The sequence below is a fragment of the Streptomyces sp. WMMB 714 genome, assembly GCF_900090125.1.
GTDB lineage: Bacteria > Actinomycetota > Actinomycetes > Streptomycetales > Streptomycetaceae > Streptomyces > Streptomyces daqingensis.
Genome location: NZ_FMHJ01000005.1, coordinates 343,332 through 364,363 on the forward strand (window position 1 = coordinate 343,332; position 21,032 = coordinate 364,363).

16 protein-coding genes are annotated in these 21,032 nt (G+C 71.0%); 9 read left to right on the forward strand and 7 right to left on the reverse strand.

Annotation, left to right across the window (positions count from 1 at the left end; translation table 11 throughout):
* Positions 1-43: 43 nt before the first annotated feature.
* Positions 44-700: a nucleoside/nucleotide kinase family protein gene (locus H181DRAFT_RS11595; protein ID WP_045864251.1), complete on the forward strand. Its 657-nt coding sequence runs from the start codon at positions 44-46 to the stop codon at positions 698-700.
* Positions 701-842: 142 nt separating this feature from the next.
* Here H181DRAFT_RS11595 and H181DRAFT_RS11600 read toward each other — a convergent pair whose 3' ends face one another.
* Positions 843-1,517 carry a helix-turn-helix domain-containing protein gene (locus tag H181DRAFT_RS11600; RefSeq protein WP_078895669.1) on the reverse strand — a complete coding sequence of 225 codons (675 nt, stop codon included), beginning with the start codon at positions 1,515-1,517 and terminating at the stop codon, positions 843-845.
* 275 nt (positions 1,518-1,792) lie between these two features.
* Between H181DRAFT_RS11600 and H181DRAFT_RS11605 the strand changes: the two genes are divergently transcribed.
* Positions 1,793-3,238, forward strand: coding sequence for an NCS2 family permease (locus tag H181DRAFT_RS11605; protein ID WP_045864253.1), 1,446 nt, complete (start codon positions 1,793-1,795; stop codon positions 3,236-3,238).
* A 201-nt stretch (positions 3,239-3,439) separates the two neighbouring features.
* Here H181DRAFT_RS11605 and H181DRAFT_RS11610 read toward each other — a convergent pair whose 3' ends face one another.
* A complete protein-coding gene (locus H181DRAFT_RS11610; protein WP_045864254.1) occupies positions 3,440-4,201 on the reverse strand; it encodes a type 1 glutamine amidotransferase in 762 nt (253 codons plus the stop codon).
* Between the two features lie 145 nt (positions 4,202-4,346).
* On the opposite strand from H181DRAFT_RS11610, the gene H181DRAFT_RS11615 reads away from it, so the two are divergent.
* From H181DRAFT_RS11615 to H181DRAFT_RS11625, 3 genes are all read left to right on the forward strand, one after another.
* The gene (locus H181DRAFT_RS11615; RefSeq protein WP_045864255.1) at positions 4,347-4,805 is read left to right on the forward strand and encodes a type II toxin-antitoxin system PemK/MazF family toxin; all 459 of its coding nucleotides are present in this window, start codon (positions 4,347-4,349) and stop codon (positions 4,803-4,805) included.
* Between the two features lie 206 nt (positions 4,806-5,011).
* The gene (locus H181DRAFT_RS11620) at positions 5,012-5,833 is read left to right on the forward strand and encodes an MHYT domain-containing protein (RefSeq protein ID WP_254666795.1); all 822 of its coding nucleotides are present in this window, start codon (positions 5,012-5,014) and stop codon (positions 5,831-5,833) included.
* A 67-nt stretch (positions 5,834-5,900) separates the two neighbouring features.
* Positions 5,901-6,653 (forward strand): PIG-L deacetylase family protein, encoded by a 753-nt coding sequence (locus H181DRAFT_RS11625; protein WP_045864256.1) that lies wholly within the window; start codon positions 5,901-5,903, stop codon positions 6,651-6,653.
* Between the two features lie 83 nt (positions 6,654-6,736).
* Here the strand turns inward: H181DRAFT_RS11625 and H181DRAFT_RS11630 are convergent, their stop codons facing one another.
* The 3 genes from H181DRAFT_RS11630 to H181DRAFT_RS11640 form a co-directional block, all read right to left on the reverse strand.
* The gene (locus tag H181DRAFT_RS11630) at positions 6,737-8,044 is read right to left on the reverse strand and encodes an MFS transporter (protein ID WP_052708559.1); all 1,308 of its coding nucleotides are present in this window, start codon (positions 8,042-8,044) and stop codon (positions 6,737-6,739) included.
* Positions 8,045-8,263: 219 nt separating this feature from the next.
* A complete protein-coding gene (locus H181DRAFT_RS11635) occupies positions 8,264-8,854 on the reverse strand; it encodes a methylated-DNA--[protein]-cysteine S-methyltransferase (RefSeq protein WP_045864257.1) in 591 nt (196 codons plus the stop codon).
* A gap of 285 nt (positions 8,855-9,139) precedes the next feature.
* The gene (locus H181DRAFT_RS11640) at positions 9,140-10,027 is read right to left on the reverse strand and encodes a glycerophosphodiester phosphodiesterase (protein WP_045864258.1); all 888 of its coding nucleotides are present in this window, start codon (positions 10,025-10,027) and stop codon (positions 9,140-9,142) included.
* Positions 10,028-10,187: 160 nt separating this feature from the next.
* On the opposite strand from H181DRAFT_RS11640, the gene uvrB reads away from it, so the two are divergent.
* The 4 genes from uvrB (at position 10,188) to H181DRAFT_RS11660 (ending at position 16,468) form a co-directional block, all read left to right on the forward strand.
* Complete coding sequence (uvrB, locus tag H181DRAFT_RS11645) at positions 10,188-12,320, forward strand: excinuclease ABC subunit UvrB (protein ID WP_045864259.1); 2,133 nt, start codon at positions 10,188-10,190, stop codon at positions 12,318-12,320.
* A 161-nt stretch (positions 12,321-12,481) separates the two neighbouring features.
* Positions 12,482-13,060, forward strand: a complete 579-nt coding sequence (locus tag H181DRAFT_RS11650) for a TerD family protein (RefSeq protein ID WP_045864260.1) — start codon at positions 12,482-12,484, stop codon at positions 13,058-13,060.
* Positions 13,061-13,172: 112 nt separating this feature from the next.
* Positions 13,173-15,200 carry a TerD family protein gene (locus H181DRAFT_RS11655; protein ID WP_045864261.1) on the forward strand — a complete coding sequence of 676 codons (2,028 nt, stop codon included), beginning with the start codon at positions 13,173-13,175 and terminating at the stop codon, positions 15,198-15,200.
* A gap of 257 nt (positions 15,201-15,457) precedes the next feature.
* Positions 15,458-16,468 carry a TerC family protein gene (locus H181DRAFT_RS11660; RefSeq protein WP_045864262.1) on the forward strand — a complete coding sequence of 337 codons (1,011 nt, stop codon included), beginning with the start codon at positions 15,458-15,460 and terminating at the stop codon, positions 16,466-16,468.
* Positions 16,469-16,526: 58 nt separating this feature from the next.
* On the opposite strand, the gene H181DRAFT_RS11665 is transcribed toward H181DRAFT_RS11660, so the two are convergent.
* Positions 16,527-19,811: a phosphodiester glycosidase family protein gene (locus H181DRAFT_RS11665; RefSeq protein WP_199810819.1), complete on the reverse strand. Its 3,285-nt coding sequence runs from the start codon at positions 19,809-19,811 to the stop codon at positions 16,527-16,529.
* 565 nt (positions 19,812-20,376) lie between these two features.
* A complete protein-coding gene (locus H181DRAFT_RS11670) occupies positions 20,377-20,916 on the reverse strand; it encodes a DEAD/DEAH box helicase family protein (RefSeq protein ID WP_045864264.1) in 540 nt (179 codons plus the stop codon).
* Between the last annotated feature and the right edge of the window lie 116 nt (positions 20,917-21,032).

Consider the following 21,032-nt stretch of genomic DNA (forward strand, 5'->3'; position numbering starts at 1 on the left):
CGGCAGGCACCCGGACCGTATCCGCGGGCGCGACGATGGACGTGTGCGACTCGAACCGATCACCTGGGAGCGGCTGACCGCGGCACTCGCCGACCGCATCGCGGACCTTCCGGCACGGACCCCGTCCGAGGGGGAGGAGCGGCCGTGGCTCCGCGTCGGCGTCGACGGTGCGCCGCCCGCACGTCCGGGTGCGCTGGCCGGGCGGCTCGCCGAGGCGCTGCGCGTACGCGGCAGGCCCGTCCACGTCGTCTCCGCGGACGGCTTCCTGCGAGCCGCCTCGCTGCGCTACGAGTTCGGCAAACGGGACCCCGACGCGTACTACGACCTGTGGTACGACACCGGAGCGCTGTGGCGGGAGGTCTTCGATCCGCTGGAGCCGGGCGGCGACGGCCTCGTCCTGCCCGATCTGCGCACCTCCGCCGCCGACCGTCCCACCCGCAGCGCGCGGGTACGCCTCCCGCCGGGCGGCGTGATGCTCCTGCACGGGCCGTTCCTGCTCGGCCGGTGGTTCCCCTTCGACATGTCCGTGCATCTCGGGCTGTCCGCCGGGGCGCTGGAGAGGCAGTCGGAGCCGGACGAGCGGTGGAGGCTCCCCGCGTTCGCCCGGTACGAGCAGGAGGCGGACCCGCAGGAGGCCGCCGACGTCTTCGTACGCGCCGACGATCCGCGGCGGCCCGCGTGGAACGGCTGCGACGCCTGATCCAGGCTGCCCGACGGCCGTACCGCCGGACGGCGGCAGCTGAGCGCGGTCGCGCGTCGCCGGCGTCCCGCGCGCGAGACCGGGAGGCGGGGCAGGCAGGGTCAGCTAATAGGGATCGACGAGACGGGTCAGCGAAACGGGGTCAGCGCTCGGGGAGCCGCGACCAGAAGTGCTCGAGGATCTCGTCGAGGTAGCGGCGCCCGACGTCCGCGGCCGCGGTACTGGTGTTCCGTCCGAGGGTGGCGGCCATCAGCGTCTGGTACTCGTTGTGCATGTCCCGCAGGGGGCCCTGCAGTTCACGCTTGTCGATCCCGATCAGCTTGGAGATGGAGCGGATGTGGGCCTGCCAGCGGGTCGAGATCGCCTCGGTGAGCAGGCGGGTCAGTTCCTCCTCGTGGCCGGTGATGGCGACGAAGTCGCGCACGGGGAGTTCGAGGACGCTGCTGAGGTTGGCCGACTGGCGCTTGTCGCCCTCCCATCGCCCCGTCTCTTCCATGTGCCGGTAGGCGCCGAGGTCGATGCCGACCAGGCGGGCGACGTCCTCGGCGGACCTCCCGCGCGCCAGGCGGTGTTCGAGGAGGGTGCGGGGCGGGCCCATCAGCTCGCCGGGCGAGCACCACAAGGCCCCGGCCAGCGCGGTGAGTTCGTTGGCGGTGGGCAGTGCGGCGCCGCGTTCCCATGCAGTGATGTGGTCAGGAGTGACGTGCGTCATGCCGTACGAGGCCCGCATGCCGTAGGCGACGTGGCCGGGGGCCATCCCGAGCTTCTCGCGCAGAATGCGGGCGGCGCGCGCGTTGAAGGGGAGCGGTCTATGCACGGGCAGAGAGTAAGGAGTTACGTGGAGCAACTCCACGCCCGCTGTCGCCTGCATCCCGGTTTAGCTCGATAGGTCGAGGCTGATTCTGTAGGAACCCACAGGAGTAGCGGGAGGTCCGCAACCACGGGATGCGGGCCAACTAATTGTTTAAAACGCACTGCCGCGTATGATCCGCCTCGCACGGTGCCGCATGCGTGTTCGCACCACTACACGTCGCACGCTCCCGTCGGCACTGCCGCTTTCCCCACTTACCTGTAGGTCCAGGAGACGCAGTCATGCAGACCAGCACGACGAGCCCGGCAGGGGCGCCGCCCACCAGAACCGGCGGCGCGTTCGACCGGTTCTTCCGCATCAGCGAACGCGGCTCGACATACGGCCGGGAGATACGCGGCGGGTTCGCCACATTCTTCACCATGGCGTACATCCTCGTACTCAACCCGATCATCCTCGGCAGTGCCAAGGACAAGTTCGGCGAGCAGCTGGACGCCACGCAACTGGCCACCGCCACCGCCCTGGTGGCCGCCGTGATGACGCTGATCATGGGTGTGGGCGGCAACCTGCCGCTCGCCCTGGCCGCCGGTCTGGGCATCAACGCGATCGTCGCCGTGCAGGTCGCCCCGCTGATGAGCTGGGACGATGCGATGGGTCTCATCGTCATCGAGGGCGTGCTGATCTCCATCCTGGTGCTGACCGGTCTGCGCGAAGCGATCATGCACGCCATCCCGCAGCCGCTGAAACAAGCGATCAGTGTGGGCATCGGCCTGTTCATCGCCCTGATCGGTTTCGTGGACGCCGGGTTCGTCACCCGTATCCCGGACGCCGCCAAGACCACGGTCCCCGTCCAGCTCGGCACCGGCACCCTCACGGGCTGGCCCATGCTGGTCTTCTGCCTCGGCGTGCTGTTGACGGTCGTCCTCCTCACGCGCAAGGTGAACGGCGCCATCCTCATCAGCATCGCCCTGATGACAGTCGTCGCCGTCGTCATCAACCAGCTCGCCACCGTCAAGAACTGGGGCCTGACCTCCCCTGACCTGCCCAGCAACCCCGTGGCGGCCCCCGACTTCGGGCTTCTGGGCAAGTTCGACGTGATGGGCGCGTTCGGCCAAGTCAGCATCCTGACCGTCGTCCTGCTGATCTTCACGCTCATCCTGTCCGACTTCTTCGACACGATGGGCACGGTCGTCGGCGTCACCGCCGAGGCGGGACTCCTCGACGAGCGCGGCCAGGTCCCCGGCCTGGGCCGCGTCCTGCTGATCGACGGTGCGGCAGCCGTCGCGGGCGGTGCCTCGGCCTCGTCGTCGGCCACCACGTACATCGAGTCCGCCGCGGGTGTCGGTGAAGGTGCCCGCACCGGTTTCGCCAACCTCATCACCGGCGGCCTGTTCGCCCTCGCGCTCTTCCTCACCCCTGTGCTGACGATCGTGCCGCTCCAGGCCGCGTCCCCCGCCCTCGTCGCGGTGGGCTTCCTGATGATGACGCAGGTCAAGCACATCGACTGGGAGCGCTACGAGATCGCCATCCCGGCGTTCCTCACCATCGCCGTCATGCCGTTCACGTACTCGATCACCAACGGCATCGGCGCGGGCTTCATCGCCTACGTCGTCATCAAGGCCGCCATGGGCAAGGCGCGCGAGGTGCACTGGCTGCTGTGGGGCACCGCGCTGCTCTTCCTCGTGTACTTCGCGATCGACCCGCTGGAGCAGCTCCTCGGGATCAAGTAGCAGCACGGACGGATACAGGGTGGCCCTCGGCGCGGTGCGCCGGGGGCCACCTTTCGTCCACGGGTCGGTCGCGGCGAACGCCGGGTGCCTCTCGGACAGTTCACGAGGCAGGCCCGGGCTGCGGCTTCCGGGGGCGGCTCCGGGGGCGCGGCCGCCGGTTCACGCCGCGCCCCCCCGCCCCCTCCGCCCGCGCCCCCGCGTTCACGCCGGCGCGGTGTCCGTCCTGCCGCCGTGTCCCGCGCCCGCGCCCCGCGCGCCCCCGGCCGACGCGACGAAGACCGCGAAGCGGCGCGCCAGTTCGTACCAGGCGGCCGTCGAGGCGGGCTCGTCGAGCTGGGCGGTACGCACCAGCTCGGCCTGGTCGAAGCCCTGCCGGCGAAGCGCCTCCCCGTCCCACTGGCCGATGTGCTCCGGAGTGGCCTCCGGGTGGAACTGGACGCCCCACGCGTGGTCCCCGGTCCGGAACGCCTGCACCGGGCAGCGCTCGCTCTGCGCCAGCCAGACGGCGCCCGGCGGAAGTTCGGTGATCGCGTCGACGCGGTGCTCGATCGCGCTGAGCTCGGCGGGCAGCCCCTGGAACAGCGGATCGCCCGCCGCCTCCGCACGCAGAGTCACAGGAGTGCTGCCCGACTCGGGCTCTCCGTGCTCGGCCCGCACCGTGCCGCCCGCGACGTGGGCGAGCAGCTGCGCACCCAGGCAGATCCCCAGGACCGGCACGCCCGTACGGAGGGCCTCGGCGACCAGCGCCCGGCCGGGGGCCAGCCAGGGGGCCCGCTCGTCGGCGTCGGGCATGTAGCCGCCGCCGAGGAAGAGAAGCGCCTGATGGCCGCCGAGGTCCGGCGGCAGCGGGCTCCCGTCGTAGGCGTGCACGACGTCCAGGTCGAGTCCGTGTTCGCCCAGCCACTCGCCGAGCCGTCCCGGGCCCCCTCGGGGAGTGTTCTGCACCACGAGCACCCGCACCATCACGCACACCCCTCATCGCCGCCGGACTGCGGACAGGATCTCATCGCCGTCCCGCCGCGCTGCCGGCCCCCGGTGGGCCCGCCCCCGACCCTCAGCCGCCGACCGGACTGCCGAAGTCCTCGCGGCCCCCGGTAGGTTCCCCCGCATGAACAGTCCCAGCGATTCTCACACCGACCGCGAACTGCCCGGCAGCAGCGGCCCCACCGCCACCGTCGAGATCGACCCACGGCGTGTGGGCCGGGTGCGCACCCTCTACGCCCCCGACCCGGACGGCGACCCGGACCCGGGCGAGATCGTGTGGACGTGGGTGCCCTACGAGGAGAGCGACGGACGGGGCAAGGACCGTCCCGTGCTGATAGTGGCCCGGGAGGACCGCGGCACCGTGCTGGGCGTCCAGCTGACGTCCCGCGAGCGGGCCGGGGACGACGGATGGCTGCCCCTGGGCGCCGGTCCGTGGGACCGCAGCGGACGTGATTCGTGGGTCGGGACGGACCGGGTGCTGCGCGTGCATCCGGCGGGGATGCGGCGTGAGGCGTGCGCGCTGGACCGGGCGAGGTTCAACAGGGTGGTCCACCGGTTGCAGCAGGTCTACGGATGGCGGTGAGACGGGCCGCCACCGCCGGCCTCCCGTGACGTCCTGTCACGTGCCGGGCTGCCCCGCGCTCCGGATTCCTGTGCGCCGGGCGGCCTCCGCGGCTGCGGGCTGCGGGAAAACGGGGGCGCACGGGCGCACGGCTACTTAACATGGGTCGCCCGTATGTGTGTTCGTCAAGTGACGTTTTGGTGATCACGCGCGCTTCCTGAGTGGGGATGACGATGCTCAGTGCCGCTTCAGTGCCGGCGAACAGCTTCACCTATGGGCTGATCACACCCGCAGCCGCGTACGCCATGGCGACACTGGGCAGCGCCGTGGGCCTCAGGTGCGCCATGCGGGCCCGCGCCGCCTCCGGAGGGCGGCGGGCGGGATGGCTCGTCATCGGGTCCGTGGCCATCGGCTTCGGCATCTTCACCATGCACTTCGTGGCGATGGCGGGATTCAGCGTGGGCGTCCCGATCCAGTACGACATGGTGAGAACCCTGGAGACCCTGGGCCTCGCCGTACTCGTCTCGGCAGCCGCACTCTTCCTCGTGGGGAGCAGGCTGCCGAACTGGTTCTCGGTCCCTGTCGGAGGGATCATCCTCGGTCTCGGCGTCGCCTCCACCCACTTCCTCGGGATGACGGGCATGCAGATCGCCGGGATCATGCGGTACGACACCCGCCTCGTGGCGATCTCCGCGGGGATCGCCGTCGCCGTGACCGTCATCGCGATGTGGTGCGCGACCAGGGCGAAGCACCTCAGTACGTCCGTCGGCTCCGCCCTGATCATGGGGCTGGCCTTCACGGGCATGCACTACACGGCCATGAACGCGATGACCGTGAACCTCTACAGCGAGTCCGGCGGCGCGGGAGCCCCGTCGGCACTGGGCGTCCTCACGCCCGTGCTGGTCGGGCCGATGCTGCTGCTGACGCTCATCGCGCTCTTCGTCAGCCTCGACCCCATGATGGAGCAGGACGGGCGGCGCAAGTGGGGAACACGTCGAGGAGAGGCGGCCGGCGAGAAGCTGGAATGGACGCCGTTCGAACGTGGGTGACACCACCCGCTTCCGCGGCGGACCTCGTCGGGACGGCAAGTCCACGAGCGGAAGGCGGAGCGAGGCGATGGCGACCACGGGAACCGAACAGCAGTTGGAGCCGATGCCGGGGGACTGGCAGCGCGCACTGGCGGTCGTCGCGCACCCGGACGACATGGAGTACGGGGCCGCGGCCGCTGTCGTCGAGTGGATCGCCGAGGGCAAGGAGGTCGGCTACCTGCTGGCCACGCGGGGCGAAGCCGGCATCGACGACCTCGAACCGGGAGAGAGCGCCCGCGTGCGGGAGCAGGAGCAGCGCGCGAGCACACGTACGGTCGGCGTCACCACGCTGGAGTTCCTCGACCACCGGGACGGCGTGATCGAGGAGGGCGTGCCGCTGCGCCGGGACATCGCGGCCGCGCTGCGCAGGCACCGCCCCGAACTGGTCGTCACCCTCAACCACCACGACACCTGGGGCGGCCGGGGCTGGAACACCCCCGACCACCGCGCGCTGGGGCGGTCCGTGCTGGACGCCGTCGGAGACGCGGGCAACCGCTGGATCTTCCCGGACCAGCTGGAAGGCGGCGAACTGGAGCCCTGGGACGGGGTGCGCTGGGTCGCTGTCGCGGGCTCCCCGGAGCCGACGCACGCCGTCCCGGTCGGGGAGGAGGCCGTACGGACGGCTGCGGCGTCGCTCGCCGAGCACCGCGCGTACATCTCGGCGCTCAGCGACGAACCCGTGGAGGACTACGCCCGCTCGTTCGCCGAGTGGAGCGTTCGGCTGGCGGCGGACAGGTTCGGCGGCAGGGAGTGCGTGGCCTTCGAGCTCTATCCGCGGTGACGCGGGCAGCGCCGCGCGGGAATCCTGAGGTCTGAGGGTCTGGACTGTGGTCTGTGGTCTCTGGTCTGTGGTCGCTCCGGCGCTCACCGGCGCCGGGCCAGGTCCAGCATCGTCAGTGCGGCGACCGGCAGCAGCAGCGCGGCGGCCAGCGCGGTGAGCCAGCCGTAGCCGGCGAGGGAGACGACCAGCCCGGACAGGGCGCCGCCCGCGCCCGCCGACGCGTTCATGATCAGGTCCGAGAGGCCCTGCACCGAGGGACGGGCGGGCTGCGGCACCGAGTCGGTGAGCAGCGCCGATCCGGAGACCAGGCCGGCGGACCAGCCCAGTCCCAGCAGGAACAGGCCCGCCATCGACTGGACGTGGTCGCCGTCCGCCGTCCCGGCCAGCGCCGCAGCGCAGCCGAGCAGCGCGACGGCCAGCATGATGACGCCGAGCCGCCCGAACCGGTCGGCGAGCCACCCCATGACGGGGGAGAAGGCGTACATCCCGACGATGTGGACGCTGATGACCAGTCCGATCAGCTGGATGTCCGCCCCGTGGTGGCCGAGATCGACGGGCGTCATCACCATGACGGTGATCATGGCGGTGTGTGAGACGGCGATGGTGACCAGCGCGAGGCGTGCGCGTGCCGACGCGGCGACCGCGCGGAACCCCGCGCGCAGCGACTGCTCGGAGGCGATCGCCTGCCCGCCGTCCCCGCTGCTCTCTCCCCCGGGCCCGCCCGGCACGTCTGTTCCGGCGGCACCGCCGCTGCCGCCGTCCGCTCCCTGTCCGCGCGTCGCCCGGTCCGCGTCCTCGATCGCGCGGGCCGTCAGCAACGGGTCGGGACGCAGCAGCATATGGACCAGCGCCGCGGTGATCAGGAAGACGGCGGTCGCCCAGACGAACCCTCCCGCGGAGGCCGGGACTCCCAGCCCGGCGACGGACCGCCCCGCAGGGGAGGCGATGTTGGGGCCGAGGACCGCCCCGATGGTGGTGGCCCAGACGACGAAGGAGATCGCGCGGGCCCGCTGCCCGGGCTCGGCGAGGTCCGCGGCGGCGTAACGCGCCTGCAGATTGGCGCAGCTGGACGCGCCGAAGACCGTCATGCCGGCCAGCAGCAGCGCGAAACTGCCCATCGCCGCTGCCACCACGACGATCGCGCCGCCCGCGGCGCCGATGAGGTACGCGACCGACAGGCCGACGCGACGCCCCCGGGCGATCATCAGTGACGCCAGCGGCAGCGCCAGCAGGGCGGAGCCGACGACCGCGGCGGTCGACGCCAGCCCCGCCAGTGCCTCGGAGCCGCTGATGTCCTCGGCCAGGACCGCGGTCAGCGTCACCGCCGTCGTCACGCCGAGACCGCCGAGTATCTGCCCGCTCACCAGCACGGCAGTGGTACGGCGCCGCAGCCCGGCGAGCTCCTCTCCGCGCGGCGGTGCGCCCGGTGCGGCGCCCGGACTGCCGACGCCTCTGTCAGGTGCGTCGGCGTCTTTGTCGATGTCGGTCACGAGCGGCAGTCTGCCAGCGGCAGGGGCTGTACGCCTACGGCGTATCGCGCCCCTTCCTGCCGGTCAGCTCCCCCCCTCACCGTCGAGCCGGGCCCCTCCCGACGTCGAAGGGCACACATGTCAGAACAGCGGCCGCGGAAGCAGCCCTTCCAGGGCGAGCAGCGCGCGCTTGGTCTCCGTGCCTCCGCCGAAGCCGCCCAGCCCGCCCCCGCTCTCGACTACGCGGTGGCAGGGCACGACGACGGGCAGCAGGTTCGAACCCATGGCCACGCCCACGGCGCGGGCCGCTCCGGGTTCGCCCACCCTCCTGGCGAGGTCCTGGTAGCCGGCGCTGACGCCGTACGGAACGGAGGCGGCCAGCTCCCGCAGCACCCGTTCGTTGAAGCCGCCGGAGAGCGACCAGTCGAGCGGGACGGTGAAGGAGTGCAGCTCCCCCCTGAAGTAGGAGGCGAGCTCCGCTGCCGCGAGGCCGAGGGCGGGGTGGGGCAGCGACTCGCGATCCTCGGAGAGGGCGTCGCCGACGTGTACGGGCGGCGAGCCGAGGCGGCCCCCGAGCTGTGCGAGGGCCCGGTCCAAGGTCGTCTTCCCGGCGTGGAAGACCACGTTGACCAGGCCCTCGTCTGTCGCGGCGACCAGCAGGGGGCCGACAGGTGTGTCCTGCACCGTCCAGGAGCAGGTGCGGACCTCCGTGCTCGCCTGTGTCTCGTTCATGCGGGCACCCTAGAGGCGCCCACTGACAACGGCCGTCGCCGCAAGGGCACGGTGCGACGGCAGCCGCGGACCGGGGCTGCTGCAAGCGGGAGTCGGGAGTTCTGCGGGGTTCCCCTGGCCTGCACGCGTGTCACTGGATGTGGATGCACGGGTGCCCGGGTGCCGAACTGTGGTGTGGGGGGTTGGGTTCGTCCCTCATCGTGGCCGGGGGAGAGAGTGTGCGGGGGGATGGGAGTCAGAGCCGTCGTCGTGCGGATCCGAGTATCGGCTCGTATGAGGAAACGTTCAGCCGCGTGTGGCTTCCCGGACCACGTCCGGGTAGTTGGAGATGATCCCGTCGACGCCGGCCTTGTCCACCGTGCGCGCCGTCGATCCGTCGTTGACCGTCCAGGTGAAGACCTCCATCCGGTCGCCGCGTGCGCCCTTCCTCGCGTGGACGGCCTTCACGTAGTCCTTCGTCGCGGCCGAGTAGGTCGGGTTGATCTGGTCGGTGAACTTCGCGTACGTGTCGAGTTCGGAGACCTTCGGGTTGCCGAGGAAGCCCGTCTTGAGGGCCGGGTGCAGGTCGTGCGCCGTCTTGACCGACGCGGCGTTGAAGCTTTGGATGACGAGCTTGTCCTCGGTGTGCTTGCTGTCCAGCCAGCCGTTCTCGGACAGCTCCTTGAGGGTCTGCAGTTCGATGCCCGGATAGAGCTCCGGCGACTTCAGCTCCAGCAGGAGCCGCTGGTGGTTGCCCGTGATCGCCTTGAGGTACTTCTCGAGCGTCGGGACCTTTTCACCCTTGTAGTCGTCGCTGAACCAGCTTCCGGCGTCCAGTCTGCCGATCTCCTTGGCGGTGAAGTCGCGGATGTTCCACGGGGACCGGTCGGGGAAGAGCTTCTCCACGTTGGTCGTACGGGCCAGCGTGGTGTCGTGCATGACGACGAGCTCGCCGTCCTTGGTGCGCTGTACGTCGTTCTCCACCCAGTCGAAGCCGAGCTTGTCGGCCTTCTCGACCGCGGCGAGGGTGTTCTCCGGGGCGTAACCGGAGGCTCCGCGGTGGGCAACCGTCACGGGTGGTGCATCGGCTTTCTTCCGCTGGGGGGCAGCGTGGGCCGGGGTCGCGGTGAGCGAGAGCGCGGCCATTCCCAGGAGCACACCAGTGGCGGTGGCTACGGCACGGCGCATCGACATTCGGGACTCCTCGCGTTCGTGCGAACACTGTCAGCTAGAAGCGTTCCCGTTGTGCGATACACGGAAGCAGAAGCGGAATGTCTTGAGTGTGAACGTGTCGCGACGCTTCGCATTCGGCGGCCGGAGTCCGATGTCAGCGGCGAGTCGTACGGTGGGGAACATGCGGCCCCAGACCCAGATCGAACGCACAGTGGCGCCCTTCGAGGTCGTCAGCCCCTACCAGCCCAGTGGTGACCAGCCGACCGCCATCGCCGATCTGGCGCAGCGTGTCAGCGGGGGCGAGAAGGACGTCGTGCTCCTCGGCGCGACGGGAACCGGCAAGTCCGCCACGACGGCGTGGATGATCGAGAAGCTCCAGCGGCCGACGCTGGTGATGGCGCCCAACAAGACCCTGGCCGCGCAGCTGGCGAACGAGTTCCGGGAGCTCCTCCCGAACAACGCGGTGGAGTACTTCGTCTCGTACTACGACTACTACCAGCCCGAGGCGTACGTCCCCCAGACGGACACCTACATCGAGAAGGACTCCTCGATCAACGAGGAGGTCGAGCGGCTGCGCCACAGCTCGACGAACTCGCTCCTCACACGGCGCGACGTGGTCGTCGTGGCCTCCGTGTCCTGCATCTACGGCCTGGGCACGCCGCAGGAGTACGTGGACCGCATGGTCCCGCTGAAGGTGGGCGACGAGATCGACAGGGACGACCTGCTGCGCCGTTTCGTGGACGTGCAGTACACGCGGAACGACATGTCCTTCACCCGCGGCACCTTCAGGGTCCGGGGCGACACGATCGAGATCTTCCCGGTGTACGAGGAACTCGCCGTGCGCATCGAGATGTTCGGCGACGAGATCGAGGCACTCTCCACGCTCCACCCCGTCACCGGCGAGGTCATCTCGGACGACGAGCAGCTCTACGTCTTCCCCGCCTCCCACTACGTGGCGGGGCCGGAGCGCATGGAGCGGGCCATCGTCGGCATCGAGGCCGAGCTGGAGGAGCAGCTCGCGCTGCTGGAGAAGCAGAACAAGCTGCTCGAGGCCCAGCGGCTGAGGATGCGCACGACGTACGACATCGAGATGATGCGCCAGATCGGCACCTGCTCGGGCATCGAGAACTACTCGCGCCACATCGACGGCCGCGACCCGGGTACGGCGCCGCACACCCTGCTCGACTTCTTCCCCGACGACTTCCTGCTCGTGATCGACGAGTCGCACCAGACGGTCCCCCAGATCGGCGCGATGTACGAGGGGGACGCCGCGCGCAAGCGCACCCTCGTCGACCACGGCTTCCGGCTGCCTTCCGCGATCGACAACAGGCCGCTGAAGTGGGAGGAGTTCCTGGAGCGCATCGGCCAGACTGTCTACCTCTCGGCGACTCCCGGCGCGTACGAACTCTCCCGCGGCGACGGCTACGTGGAGCAGGTCATCCGCCCGACCGGCCTGGTGGACCCGGAGGTCGTGGTCAAGTCCACCGAGGGGCAGATCGACGACCTGGTGCACGAGATCCGCACGCGGGCGGAGAAGGACGAGCGGGTGCTGGTCACGACGCTCACCAAGAAGATGGCGGAGGACCTGACGGAGTACTTCCTGGAGCTGGGCATCCAGGTCCGCTACCTGCACAGCGACGTCGACACGCTGCGCCGCGTGGAGCTGCTGCGGGAGCTGCGCGCGGGCGAGTACGACGTGCTGGTCGGCATCAACCTGCTGCGCGAGGGCCTGGACCTTCCGGAGGTGTCGCTCGTCGCGATCCTCGACGCGGACAAGGAGGGCTTCCTGCGTTCGGGCACCTCCCTGATCCAGACGATCGGCCGCGCCGCGCGGAACGTCTCCGGCCAGGTGCACATGTACGCGGACAAGGTCACCCCGGCGATGGAGAAGGCCATCGAGGAGACCAACCGGCGCCGCGAGAAGCAGATCGCCTACAACGAGGAACGCGGTATCGACCCGGAACCGCTGCGGAAGAAGATCGGCGACATCGTCGCGGACATCGCGCGCGAGGACGTCGACACCGAGCAGCTGCTGGGTTCCGGATTCCGGCAGGAGAGGAAGGGCGGCGCGGGCGAGCGCGCCGGCAAGGGCAAGGCACCCACCCCGGTCAAGTCCGGTGCCAGGCAGCGCGGCGGCACGGAGGTGCTGACGGACCGTCCGGCAGCCGAACTGGCCGAGACCATCGAGCAGATGACGGAACGGATGCGGGCCGCCGCCGCGGAGCTGCAGTTCGAGGTCGCGGCCCGACTGCGGGACGAGGTCTCGGAGTTGAAGAAGGAGCTGCGGCAGATGAAGGAGGCGGGGCTGAAGTAGCCACCGCTGGCCACTGGTGCACGGCGACCGGGCGGAGTGTTGCAAGAGCGACACAAAGGCGGTCGCCCTGAACGGCCCCTTCGCGCCGATGCGTAGGGTTCTGGGGAGCGGCGGCCGCCGGGAGTGAAGGACGGCCGCAGAAAGTCGAGAGGGGAACGCACGTGTCGGTGAACTTGTCCAAGGGGCAGGCCATCAGTCTGCAGAAGAGCGACGGAGGCTCGCTGTCGGCGGTGCGGATGGGTCTCGGCTGGAAGGCGGCCCCCCGGCGCGGTCTGTTCGGCAAGCGCAGCAAGGAGATCGACCTCGACGCCTCCGCGGTGCTCTTCGCGGACAAGCAGCCTGTGGACGTCGTCTTCTTCCGTCACCTCGTCAGCGACGACGGCTCCGTCAAGCACACCGGCGACAACCTCGTCGGCGGCGCGGGCCAGGGCGGGGACGACGAGGCGATCATGGTGGATCTGCAGCGCGTCCCGGTCCACATCGACCAGATCGTCTTCACCGTCAACTCCTTCACGGGGCAGACCTTCGAAGAGGTGGAGAACGCCTTCTGCCGCCTCGTCGACGAGACCAACGGCCAGGAGCTGGCGCGCTACACGCTCACCGGCGGGGGCCAGTACACCGCGCAGATCATGGCGAAGGTCCACCGCCAGGGAGACGGCTGGCAGATGACCGCCGTGGGCGCACCGACCAACGGCCGTACGTTCCAGGACCTGATGCCGGCGATGGTGCCGCACCTCTGACCGGCGGGCGGTGCACGGCAGTGAGCCCGTGCACTGCGCGAACGGCGTCAGGCGAGCAGTGAGGAAGCGCGCGGCCCGGTCCGGGGCGGCGCGGCGAGGGGGAGCACGAAGTATGGCTGTCGAGCTGGTCCGGGGGCAGAACCACCCGCTGCCCGGGGCCCGTCTGGAGATCCGGGTGTCCGCGGCCGGGCCCGTGGTCGCGGGGGCGACGCTCAACGACGAGAGCGGCCGGATGCGCGAGCCGGCTTGGATAGCTCACCCCGCGCAGCCCAGCCTCCCCGGACTGGAGGTCTCCCGGCAGGCGGCCGCGGACCACCGTCTCGCGGTCGACCTCGACGCGCTGCCCGTCGGGGTCCACCGGGTCAACGTGCTCCTCGCGCTGCCCGTCGGGGTGGGCGGGCCGCTGAACTTCGGTGCTGTGGCGGCCCCGTTCGTCGCCGTCACCGGACTCGACGGCACCGAGATCGCCTCCTACCGGGCGAGCGGCCTCGGCGCGGAGTCCGCTGTCGTGGCCCTGGAGCTGTACCGCAGGCAGGACAGTTGGAAGGTCCGTGCGGTCGGACAGGGGTACGCCGGAGGGCTGGCGGCGATGCTCGCCGACCAGGGGCTGCCCAGGGCGCAGGAGCTGGCCACGACGATCACCGACGCGGTCGCCGCCGGGATGGCGCGGTCGGTCGCAGCGCCGCCGCCCCGTACCGAAGAGGACAGGGCCCGCCGCGAGGCCACCGTCGGAGGCGCACAGGGGGTCACGGGAGCGGGCGCCGCCACCGGGCCGGGCAACTCCGGCGCGGACGCGACCGCGTCCGGGACCGGATCCGGATCCGGGTCCGGGTCCGGGTCCGCCTCAGGGGACTTCGCCGCTCGGGCGCACGGTCAGCCGGGTGCTCCGGCGTCGCCCGCGCCGGGAGGCGCCGCGGCCGGGGGCGGCCGGATCGACTACCAGCACCCCGGGCGCGCCTCCGCGCCCTCTCCTGCTCCGTCGCGGCCGGGGGAGGAGGGCGCGTACGCACCCGTCGCGGGTGACGCCTCCGGCTGGAGCATGGACGAGCGCCTGTACAACCAGATCTGGGACATGTTCGAGGACTTCGCCCGGAGCGTCGCCGCGTACCGCTCGGCGGTCGACTTCGCCGAGTCGCGCATGGAGCAGGAGCTGGAGAAGGTCCTCGAAGACCCCCGCACCCGTCTCGGCCAGGCCGCCGACGCGGCACGCGCCGAGGCGCGGGAGAAGCACGCGCAGCTCGTGGAGCGGGCGCGTGGCGTCCTGGACCGCGACCTGGCGCAGCTCAAGGCGGAGTCCGACGTGGTGGAGCCCGCCCTTCCCCCGGCGTTCGCCCGCTGGGACAACCCCGTCTGGCACGGCTACTCCAGCCCGATGGAGACTCCGATGGCGGTGCGGCTGGGCGACCTCAGCCTGCCGGAGGGAGTGGGCCTGCGCATCCCCATGCTGGTCAGGCTGCCGATGGAGCGGGGCCTGTGGATCGACTGCGGACATCAGGGCTCCGGGGCGTCCGCGCTCGTGGACGCCGACGAACTGCGGCACATGGCGGCCGAGACGGCCACGGCGATCGCCGCACGGCTCGCGGCGGTCTACCCGGTCGACGACTTCACGCTCAACGTGATCGACCCCGCGGGCTCGGCGGCGGAGGCGCTGGCGCCGCTGCTGGAGACGGGCGTGCTGCCGGAGCGGCCGGCCCCAGGTGCGGCGGGCGTGAGCGCGACGCTCGAGAGGCTGACCCAGCGCGTCGACCTGGTGCAGATGGCCGTGCGCAGCGGCGCCACCGACGCGCTGCCGCCCGATCTCGACACCGCCGAACAGCTCCTCGTCGTCCACGACTTCCCGCACGGCTTCGACGACCGGGCGGTCAACCAGCTGCGGTACCTCGCGGACGAGGGCCCGTCCGTCGGCGTCAATCTGCTGATGGTCGCCGACCGGGAGGACGCACGTTCGTACGGGCCGGTGCTGAGTCCGCTGTGGCGGGCCCTGCTGCGCGTCACCCCCGTCCCCGACGACCATCTGGCCGATCCGTGGGTGGGCCATCACTGGACGTACGAGCCGCCGCTGGTGCCGCGTGGGAGCAGGGTGCTGACACAGGTGCTCCAGCAGGTGGTGCAGGCGCGCAGGACGTACGGCGGCGGCTGAGGGCGCTCCGCAGTCCGGTCCGATAGGTGCATCCACCAGCCGGTCTTTACGTTTCCTGGGGTCCTGCTTTACTCTTCTTTTGCGGAGGGGAGTATTCCCGCCATCCTTTGCGGCGTGCCCGTCAGTACGGACCGGATGTGAACGGTCCCGGGGCGTCGGCCCGGCAGCAGTGAGCGCAGCGGCGACAGCGGCGCCACAGCACGCCGGGCGGAAGAGACCTCCGGCCGATGCGAGTACGCGAGCCGGAGGATGCGTAGATGGATGTCTCCCTGAACGTCTGGGTTCTGACGATCGTCGGAATGTGTGCCCTGATCGCCGTCGACTTCTTCGTCGGCGGGCGCAAACCGCACGAGGTCTCCCTCAAGGAGGCCGGGGTGTGGACCGCGGTCTGGATCGTGCTGGCAGCGCTCTTCGGGCTCGGCCTGTTCCTGTTCGCGGACGCGGAGTCGGCGGGCGAGTTCACCGCCGGATACGTCACGGAGAAGTCGCTCAGCGTCGACAACCTCTTCGTCTTCGTCCTGATCATGGCGAAGTTCGCCGTGCCGTCGGTCTACCAGCAGCGCGTCCTCATGGTGGGCGTGCTGATCGCGCTCGTCCTCCGGGCCGTCTTCATCGCGGCGGGCGCGGCGGTCATCTCGACCTTCTCCTGGGTCTTCTTCATCTTCGGCGCCTTCCTCATCTGGACGGCCTGGAAGCTGATCAAGGACGCGCGGCAGGACCACGAGGAGGAGGAGTACGAGGAGAACCGCTTCCTGAAGATGGTCGAGCGGCGCTTCCCGTCGACGGAGGAGTACCACGGCACGAAGCTGTTCGTCGTCGAGAACGGCAAGCGGCTGATGACGCCGATGCTGATCGTGATGCTGGCCATCGGCTCGACGGACGTGCTGTTCGCGCTCGACTCCATCCCCGCGATCTTCGGTCTGACCGAGGACCCGTACATCGTCTTCACGGCCAACGCCTTCGCCCTGATGGGCCTGCGCCAGCTGTACTTCCTCATCGGCGGACTGCTGCGGAAGCTCGTGCACCTGTCGTACGGCCTGTCGGTCATCCTCGGCTTCATCGGCGTCAAGCTGGTGCTGCACGCCCTGCACGAGGCCGGGGTGCACGTGCCGGAGATCAGCATCCCGGTCTCCCTGAGCGTCATCTGCGCCGTGCTGGTGGTCACCACCGTCACGAGCCTCGTCGCGTCCCGCAGGGCGGAGCGCGAAGACAAGGGCGGCAGGGGGCCGGGTGGCGGTCAGGGCGGCAAGGAGGACGCGGAGGTCTGAGGCCCGGGCGTCCCCCTGCGGAGCCGCAACGTTCCGCAGGGGGTGGCCGGCGTCCGGCCTACCGGACCAGCTTCACCTTCCTCTCCGTGCGCTCGCCGTTGACCGTCACACTCAGTTCCACGGTGCCGGGCCGCAGCGCGGTCAGTGCACCGGAGCGCGGGTCGTACGAGGCCGCGCAGTGCTTCCCGCCACGCCGCGGCGGCTCGCCGTCCCGGACGCAGAGACCGCCGGAACCGGACCAGTCCGCGCTGAGGGGCCAGCCGACCGGTACCTCGCGTGCGGCCTCGCCCGTCCCCTGGACCACTGACGCCGCCGCTCGTCCCGTCTCGCCCACGTTCAGCTCGTCAGGGGCCCGCATCGTCAGCTTGTCGACGTGAGCCCTCGTCTGGGCCGCGATCCAGTCGCCGTCCGGTGGGCTCCCGGCCCCGCCGGAATGTGCCGCCTCCTCGTCGACGCCGAGCAGCGACCACCCGGTGAAGCCACCCTCCGCGGGCGGAGCGGCCGGCGCCTTCCCGGAGTTGCCGTTGACGAGGTAGGGCACGCCGTCGACCCGGGAGGCGTCGAAGACGCCCACGTGCGAGCCGATGAAAGCGGTCCCCTTGCCGGTGCGGCCGCGGAAGTCGCCGAGCCACTTCTCCAGCAGGTCGGCCTCCATGCGGTCCGTCAGCCGGCTCGCCTGCTGCCCTGTCGGATCACGCGGCGGGACGTGCTGCACCACAGCCACCGACGTGACGGACGGGTCCCTCGCCGCGTCGTCCAGTTGCCGCCGCAGTTCCTGGATCTGTGCGAACCCTCCGCCCCGCAGCGTCAGGGACGACGTGTCCAGCGTGACGAACCGCGTGCCCCTGTGGTCGAACGTGCGCTGCGCGGGGCCGAACTCCTTGACGAAGTTGCCGACGCTCCCACCCATCACCTCGTGGTTGCCGGGCACGTAGATCCACTTCACGTCCTCGCCCAGCTCCTCCGTCAGCACACGGCGGGCGAAACGCAGGTCCTCCTCCGAACCCTCGTCGACCAGATCGCCGTTGACGAGCACGAAGTCGGGTCCGGCCGCACGGATCTCCCTGAGCGTCCGCCGCGCCTGGCGTACGACGGCGCTGTCCGGATCGCGCGCCACGAACTGGGCGTCGGACATCACGGCGAAGCGCCAGTCGCGTCCCGCGACGTCCGACGCCGTGGAGATCAGCGGGTCCTGCGGGCGGGAAGCCGCCGGCAGATCGACGTCGGGAGGCGTTCGCGCCACCAGCTCGTCGATGACGACCTCCCCGGTGTACTGCTCGGCGGGCCGGGTCTCCGCCAGGTAGAAGCGCTGCAGCCGCAGCGGGTACGAGACGCTCTCCGGGACCTCGAAGACGATCTGCTGCCAGCCTTCCTCGGTGAGGTGCGGGCCGCGCAGCACCTGATCGGTGCCGCCCGCGTCCTTCAGATGGAGCGACGGCCACGCTCCCTTCCCGTCACTCTTGATCCACATGGTGAAACTCTGCGGCTGCCCGGAGACGGGGACCTCCTGCGGGGGGCCGGCGTAGACGGCACGGGTCGCCGTCGATCGGGTGAAGTCGTACGTCATCTTCAGGCCCGTGCCCTCGCGGCCTCCGGGGTCGGCGGCCAGTGAGCCCTCCGCGCGTGCGGCACTGAACTTCCAGTCGGCGGCGTCGTCGAAGGCGGCGACCTTCTGGTCGCGCAGACCCACCGTCACGGCGAGACGCGCGGTGCGGCCCTTGACCGTTACCGTGACGACGTCCGACGCCGAGTCCTGCCCGGGCCGGGCCCTGACGGTGAAGCCGCCGCGCGCCGGGTCCGGTGAGATGACGAAGCGCGAACGGTCGTATTCCAGCCGGGCGTCTGCGGGGTCCACGGGCGCGCTCGTGCCTCCGGCGTCGAAGCCGACGAGGCCGAAGGAGCCCTGGGCCCGGTCGCCCGCCAGCCCGACCCGCTCCCGGGTGGGCCGGATGCGGTCGAGCTCCCCGATGACGGTCAGCTCCGTCGAACCGCGGGCTCGTCCCTCGTACGCGCTCACGTCCGTCGTGCCGGCGTGCCGGGCACGGAAGACACCGGAGCCGTCGACCCTGCCGACGTCCGGACGGGCCGCCCTCCAGCGGGGGCGGCCCTCGGCCGGGCCGTACGTCTCGTCGTACCCGGCCGCCGTCAACTTCCGTGTGAGACCCGGGAAGACGCGCTCCGGGTGCCCTCCGGGGACGTTGCCGGCAGTGGGTGCCGACGCCGGGTCGGCGGCCGTCTCCACCCAGAAGCCCTTGAGGCTGCCGCTGCCCTCCGGTGCGGTGACGGCGATCCCGTTGGGGACCTCGCGCTGCTCGCCGTCCGACGGGGCGTTCTCCAACTGCGGGCTCCCGGCGCCGGGTTCGCGGGCCAGCAGGGTGGAGGAGCCTCCGCCGTCCAGGTTGATGGCGTTGTAGGCGCCCAGATCCCGCATCATCAGGGCGAGTTCGGTGAGCGTGACGCCGCCGGACGCCTCCTGGCGACCGTCGACGCTCATCACGTGCATCGTCGAACCGTCCCGTGAGAACCCGACCGCGGTGCGCGGTGCCGTCGCGTTGTTGGGCCTGCCCTCCCAGTCCTGCGCACGGCCGTCCACGACGAGCAGGCCGCGGCCGCCGACTGCCGTACGGGGCACGGGACTTCCGTCGTCCGTGCGGACGCGGTACTCGATCCCGGCCTTGTCGCCCTTCTTCAGCGCGGAGAGCTTCTGCGCCCCGGCGTCACGCCCGACGAGGACGGTGGTCCCCTTCTCGACGGGCCCGTCCCCGGGCTCGTCCGCGACGCCGGTGACCCGGCCCCGCCGGAGCGTCACCTCGGCGGCGTCCGGGTCGCCGTCGGTGGTCAGCGCCCGATCGGCCTTGCCCCACCGGGAGTTGTAGGCGCCGATGCCGTTCTCCGGCACGTTGGCGGCGTTGTACGCCGCCAGTGGCTCCTTGCCGTCGGGGAGGGTGAGGGAGCCCTCGAAGTACAGGTCGAGGATCCGGCCCGCGGCGCCGGGGCCGAAGCCGAGGGATTCGCTGTTGCCGGCGGCGGGGGAGTGGGTGGCGCGTCCGCCGCGCAGACCCGGGCCGAGCGGTGCGCCGGTCTCGTCGATGTCGAAGAAGTCGGCGTTGAACGCGGCGACAGTGCGCCGCCCCTTTCCCGGATCGTGGTCCTTGACCTGCTCGGTGACGGTCTTCGGCGTGGAGACCTCTCCGGAGGAGAGGTAGTCGGCCTGCGTTCCGCCGCCGTCGCCGAGTTCGACGCTGAGCGCGTCGGCCCGCAGCCACTTGTCGGCCTCCAGCCGCTGGAACGACGTCAGCCGTGCCTCGGGTGCGACCGGCCGGCTGGTGCGAGAGAGCTCCATGCCGTCGCCGTCCGGGATGCCGGACGGGGCTGCGGCGGCCGGCAGCGGAGCGGAGTGGATCGCTGCGGTCGTCCGGCCGGGGGCCGGCGGCGCCGAAGCGGCTCCGGCGGCGGGCGCCTGACACAGCGTCAGGACAGAAAGAACGGCCACTGCTGGAAGCAGCGGCCGGGCGAGGACTCTTCGGTGTACGTGAACTCGTATCACAACAACCCCTACAAACACGGGAGTTTCGTGCGCTATCTGCGCACACCGTCGCGAAGGGTCCCAGTGGATACCGGACCGCACCAGACGGTGCGGTGGAATCCACGGAAATCAGCACTCAACTGCCATGCATGAAAAGGAGGTTGAATTCGCCCGGACAGTCCCGGGGGGTGCGGACGGTCCGGTCCGGCGCGAGTCCACGACCGGAGCGAGCAAGCGCGGCCGTGAGCAGACCCCTCGCGCTCTCGGTGCCGCACGCTGCCCGTCAGGTCGTCAACTCCGCCCCGGCGCACGGAGCTTGCCCCGGGGGCCAAGGGGGCGTCGACGCACTCGCCCGAGCCCAGTCGTCACGTGGCGAACCGGGTCAGAGCCAGCCCGCCTTCTCGACCACGTCCGCTGCGACCTCGCCGACCGAACGCGCGGTCGCGTCGACGGTGAAGTCGTCGACGCCCGCCCGGTCGAGGATCCCGGCCAGTTCGCCGGCCCTGGAAAGATGCCAGCGCAACGCGTCGGGCTGATTCTCGTGGCGGCGCGTGAGCCGCTTGTGGACCATGGCCGGATCGGCCCGGAGCCGGCACACCGTGAGCTCGACGCCGAGCGCGTCGCCGCACTGCCTCCGGCCGTCGTGGTCCTCGACGACACCGGCGACCACCAGCCGGACCGCACCGGCTGCGAGGTTGTTGCCGGCGACGCTGCGCAGGTTCCGCAGCATCATGGTGACGTTGAAGCGGTCTCCGGGAGGGGACGGCCACGACTGACGCAGCCAGTCCAGGTCGATGACCGCGTTGGGGATCCCGGCATCCGTGAGGAGACCGCCCACGGTCTCGGCCACCGAGGTCTTGCCGACGCCGACGGTGCCGTTGATCAGGAGGGCACCGGGCACGAGAGAGCTCTCCGCACGCATGCGCGGGACTCTACGACTCACCGGCCGCGAACTCACCTGCATTTGCGCACGCGGTGGAGCCCCGGAGCCCCGGTACGGACGCGGACCGTACCGGGGCTCCATCCGATGCCCGGGCT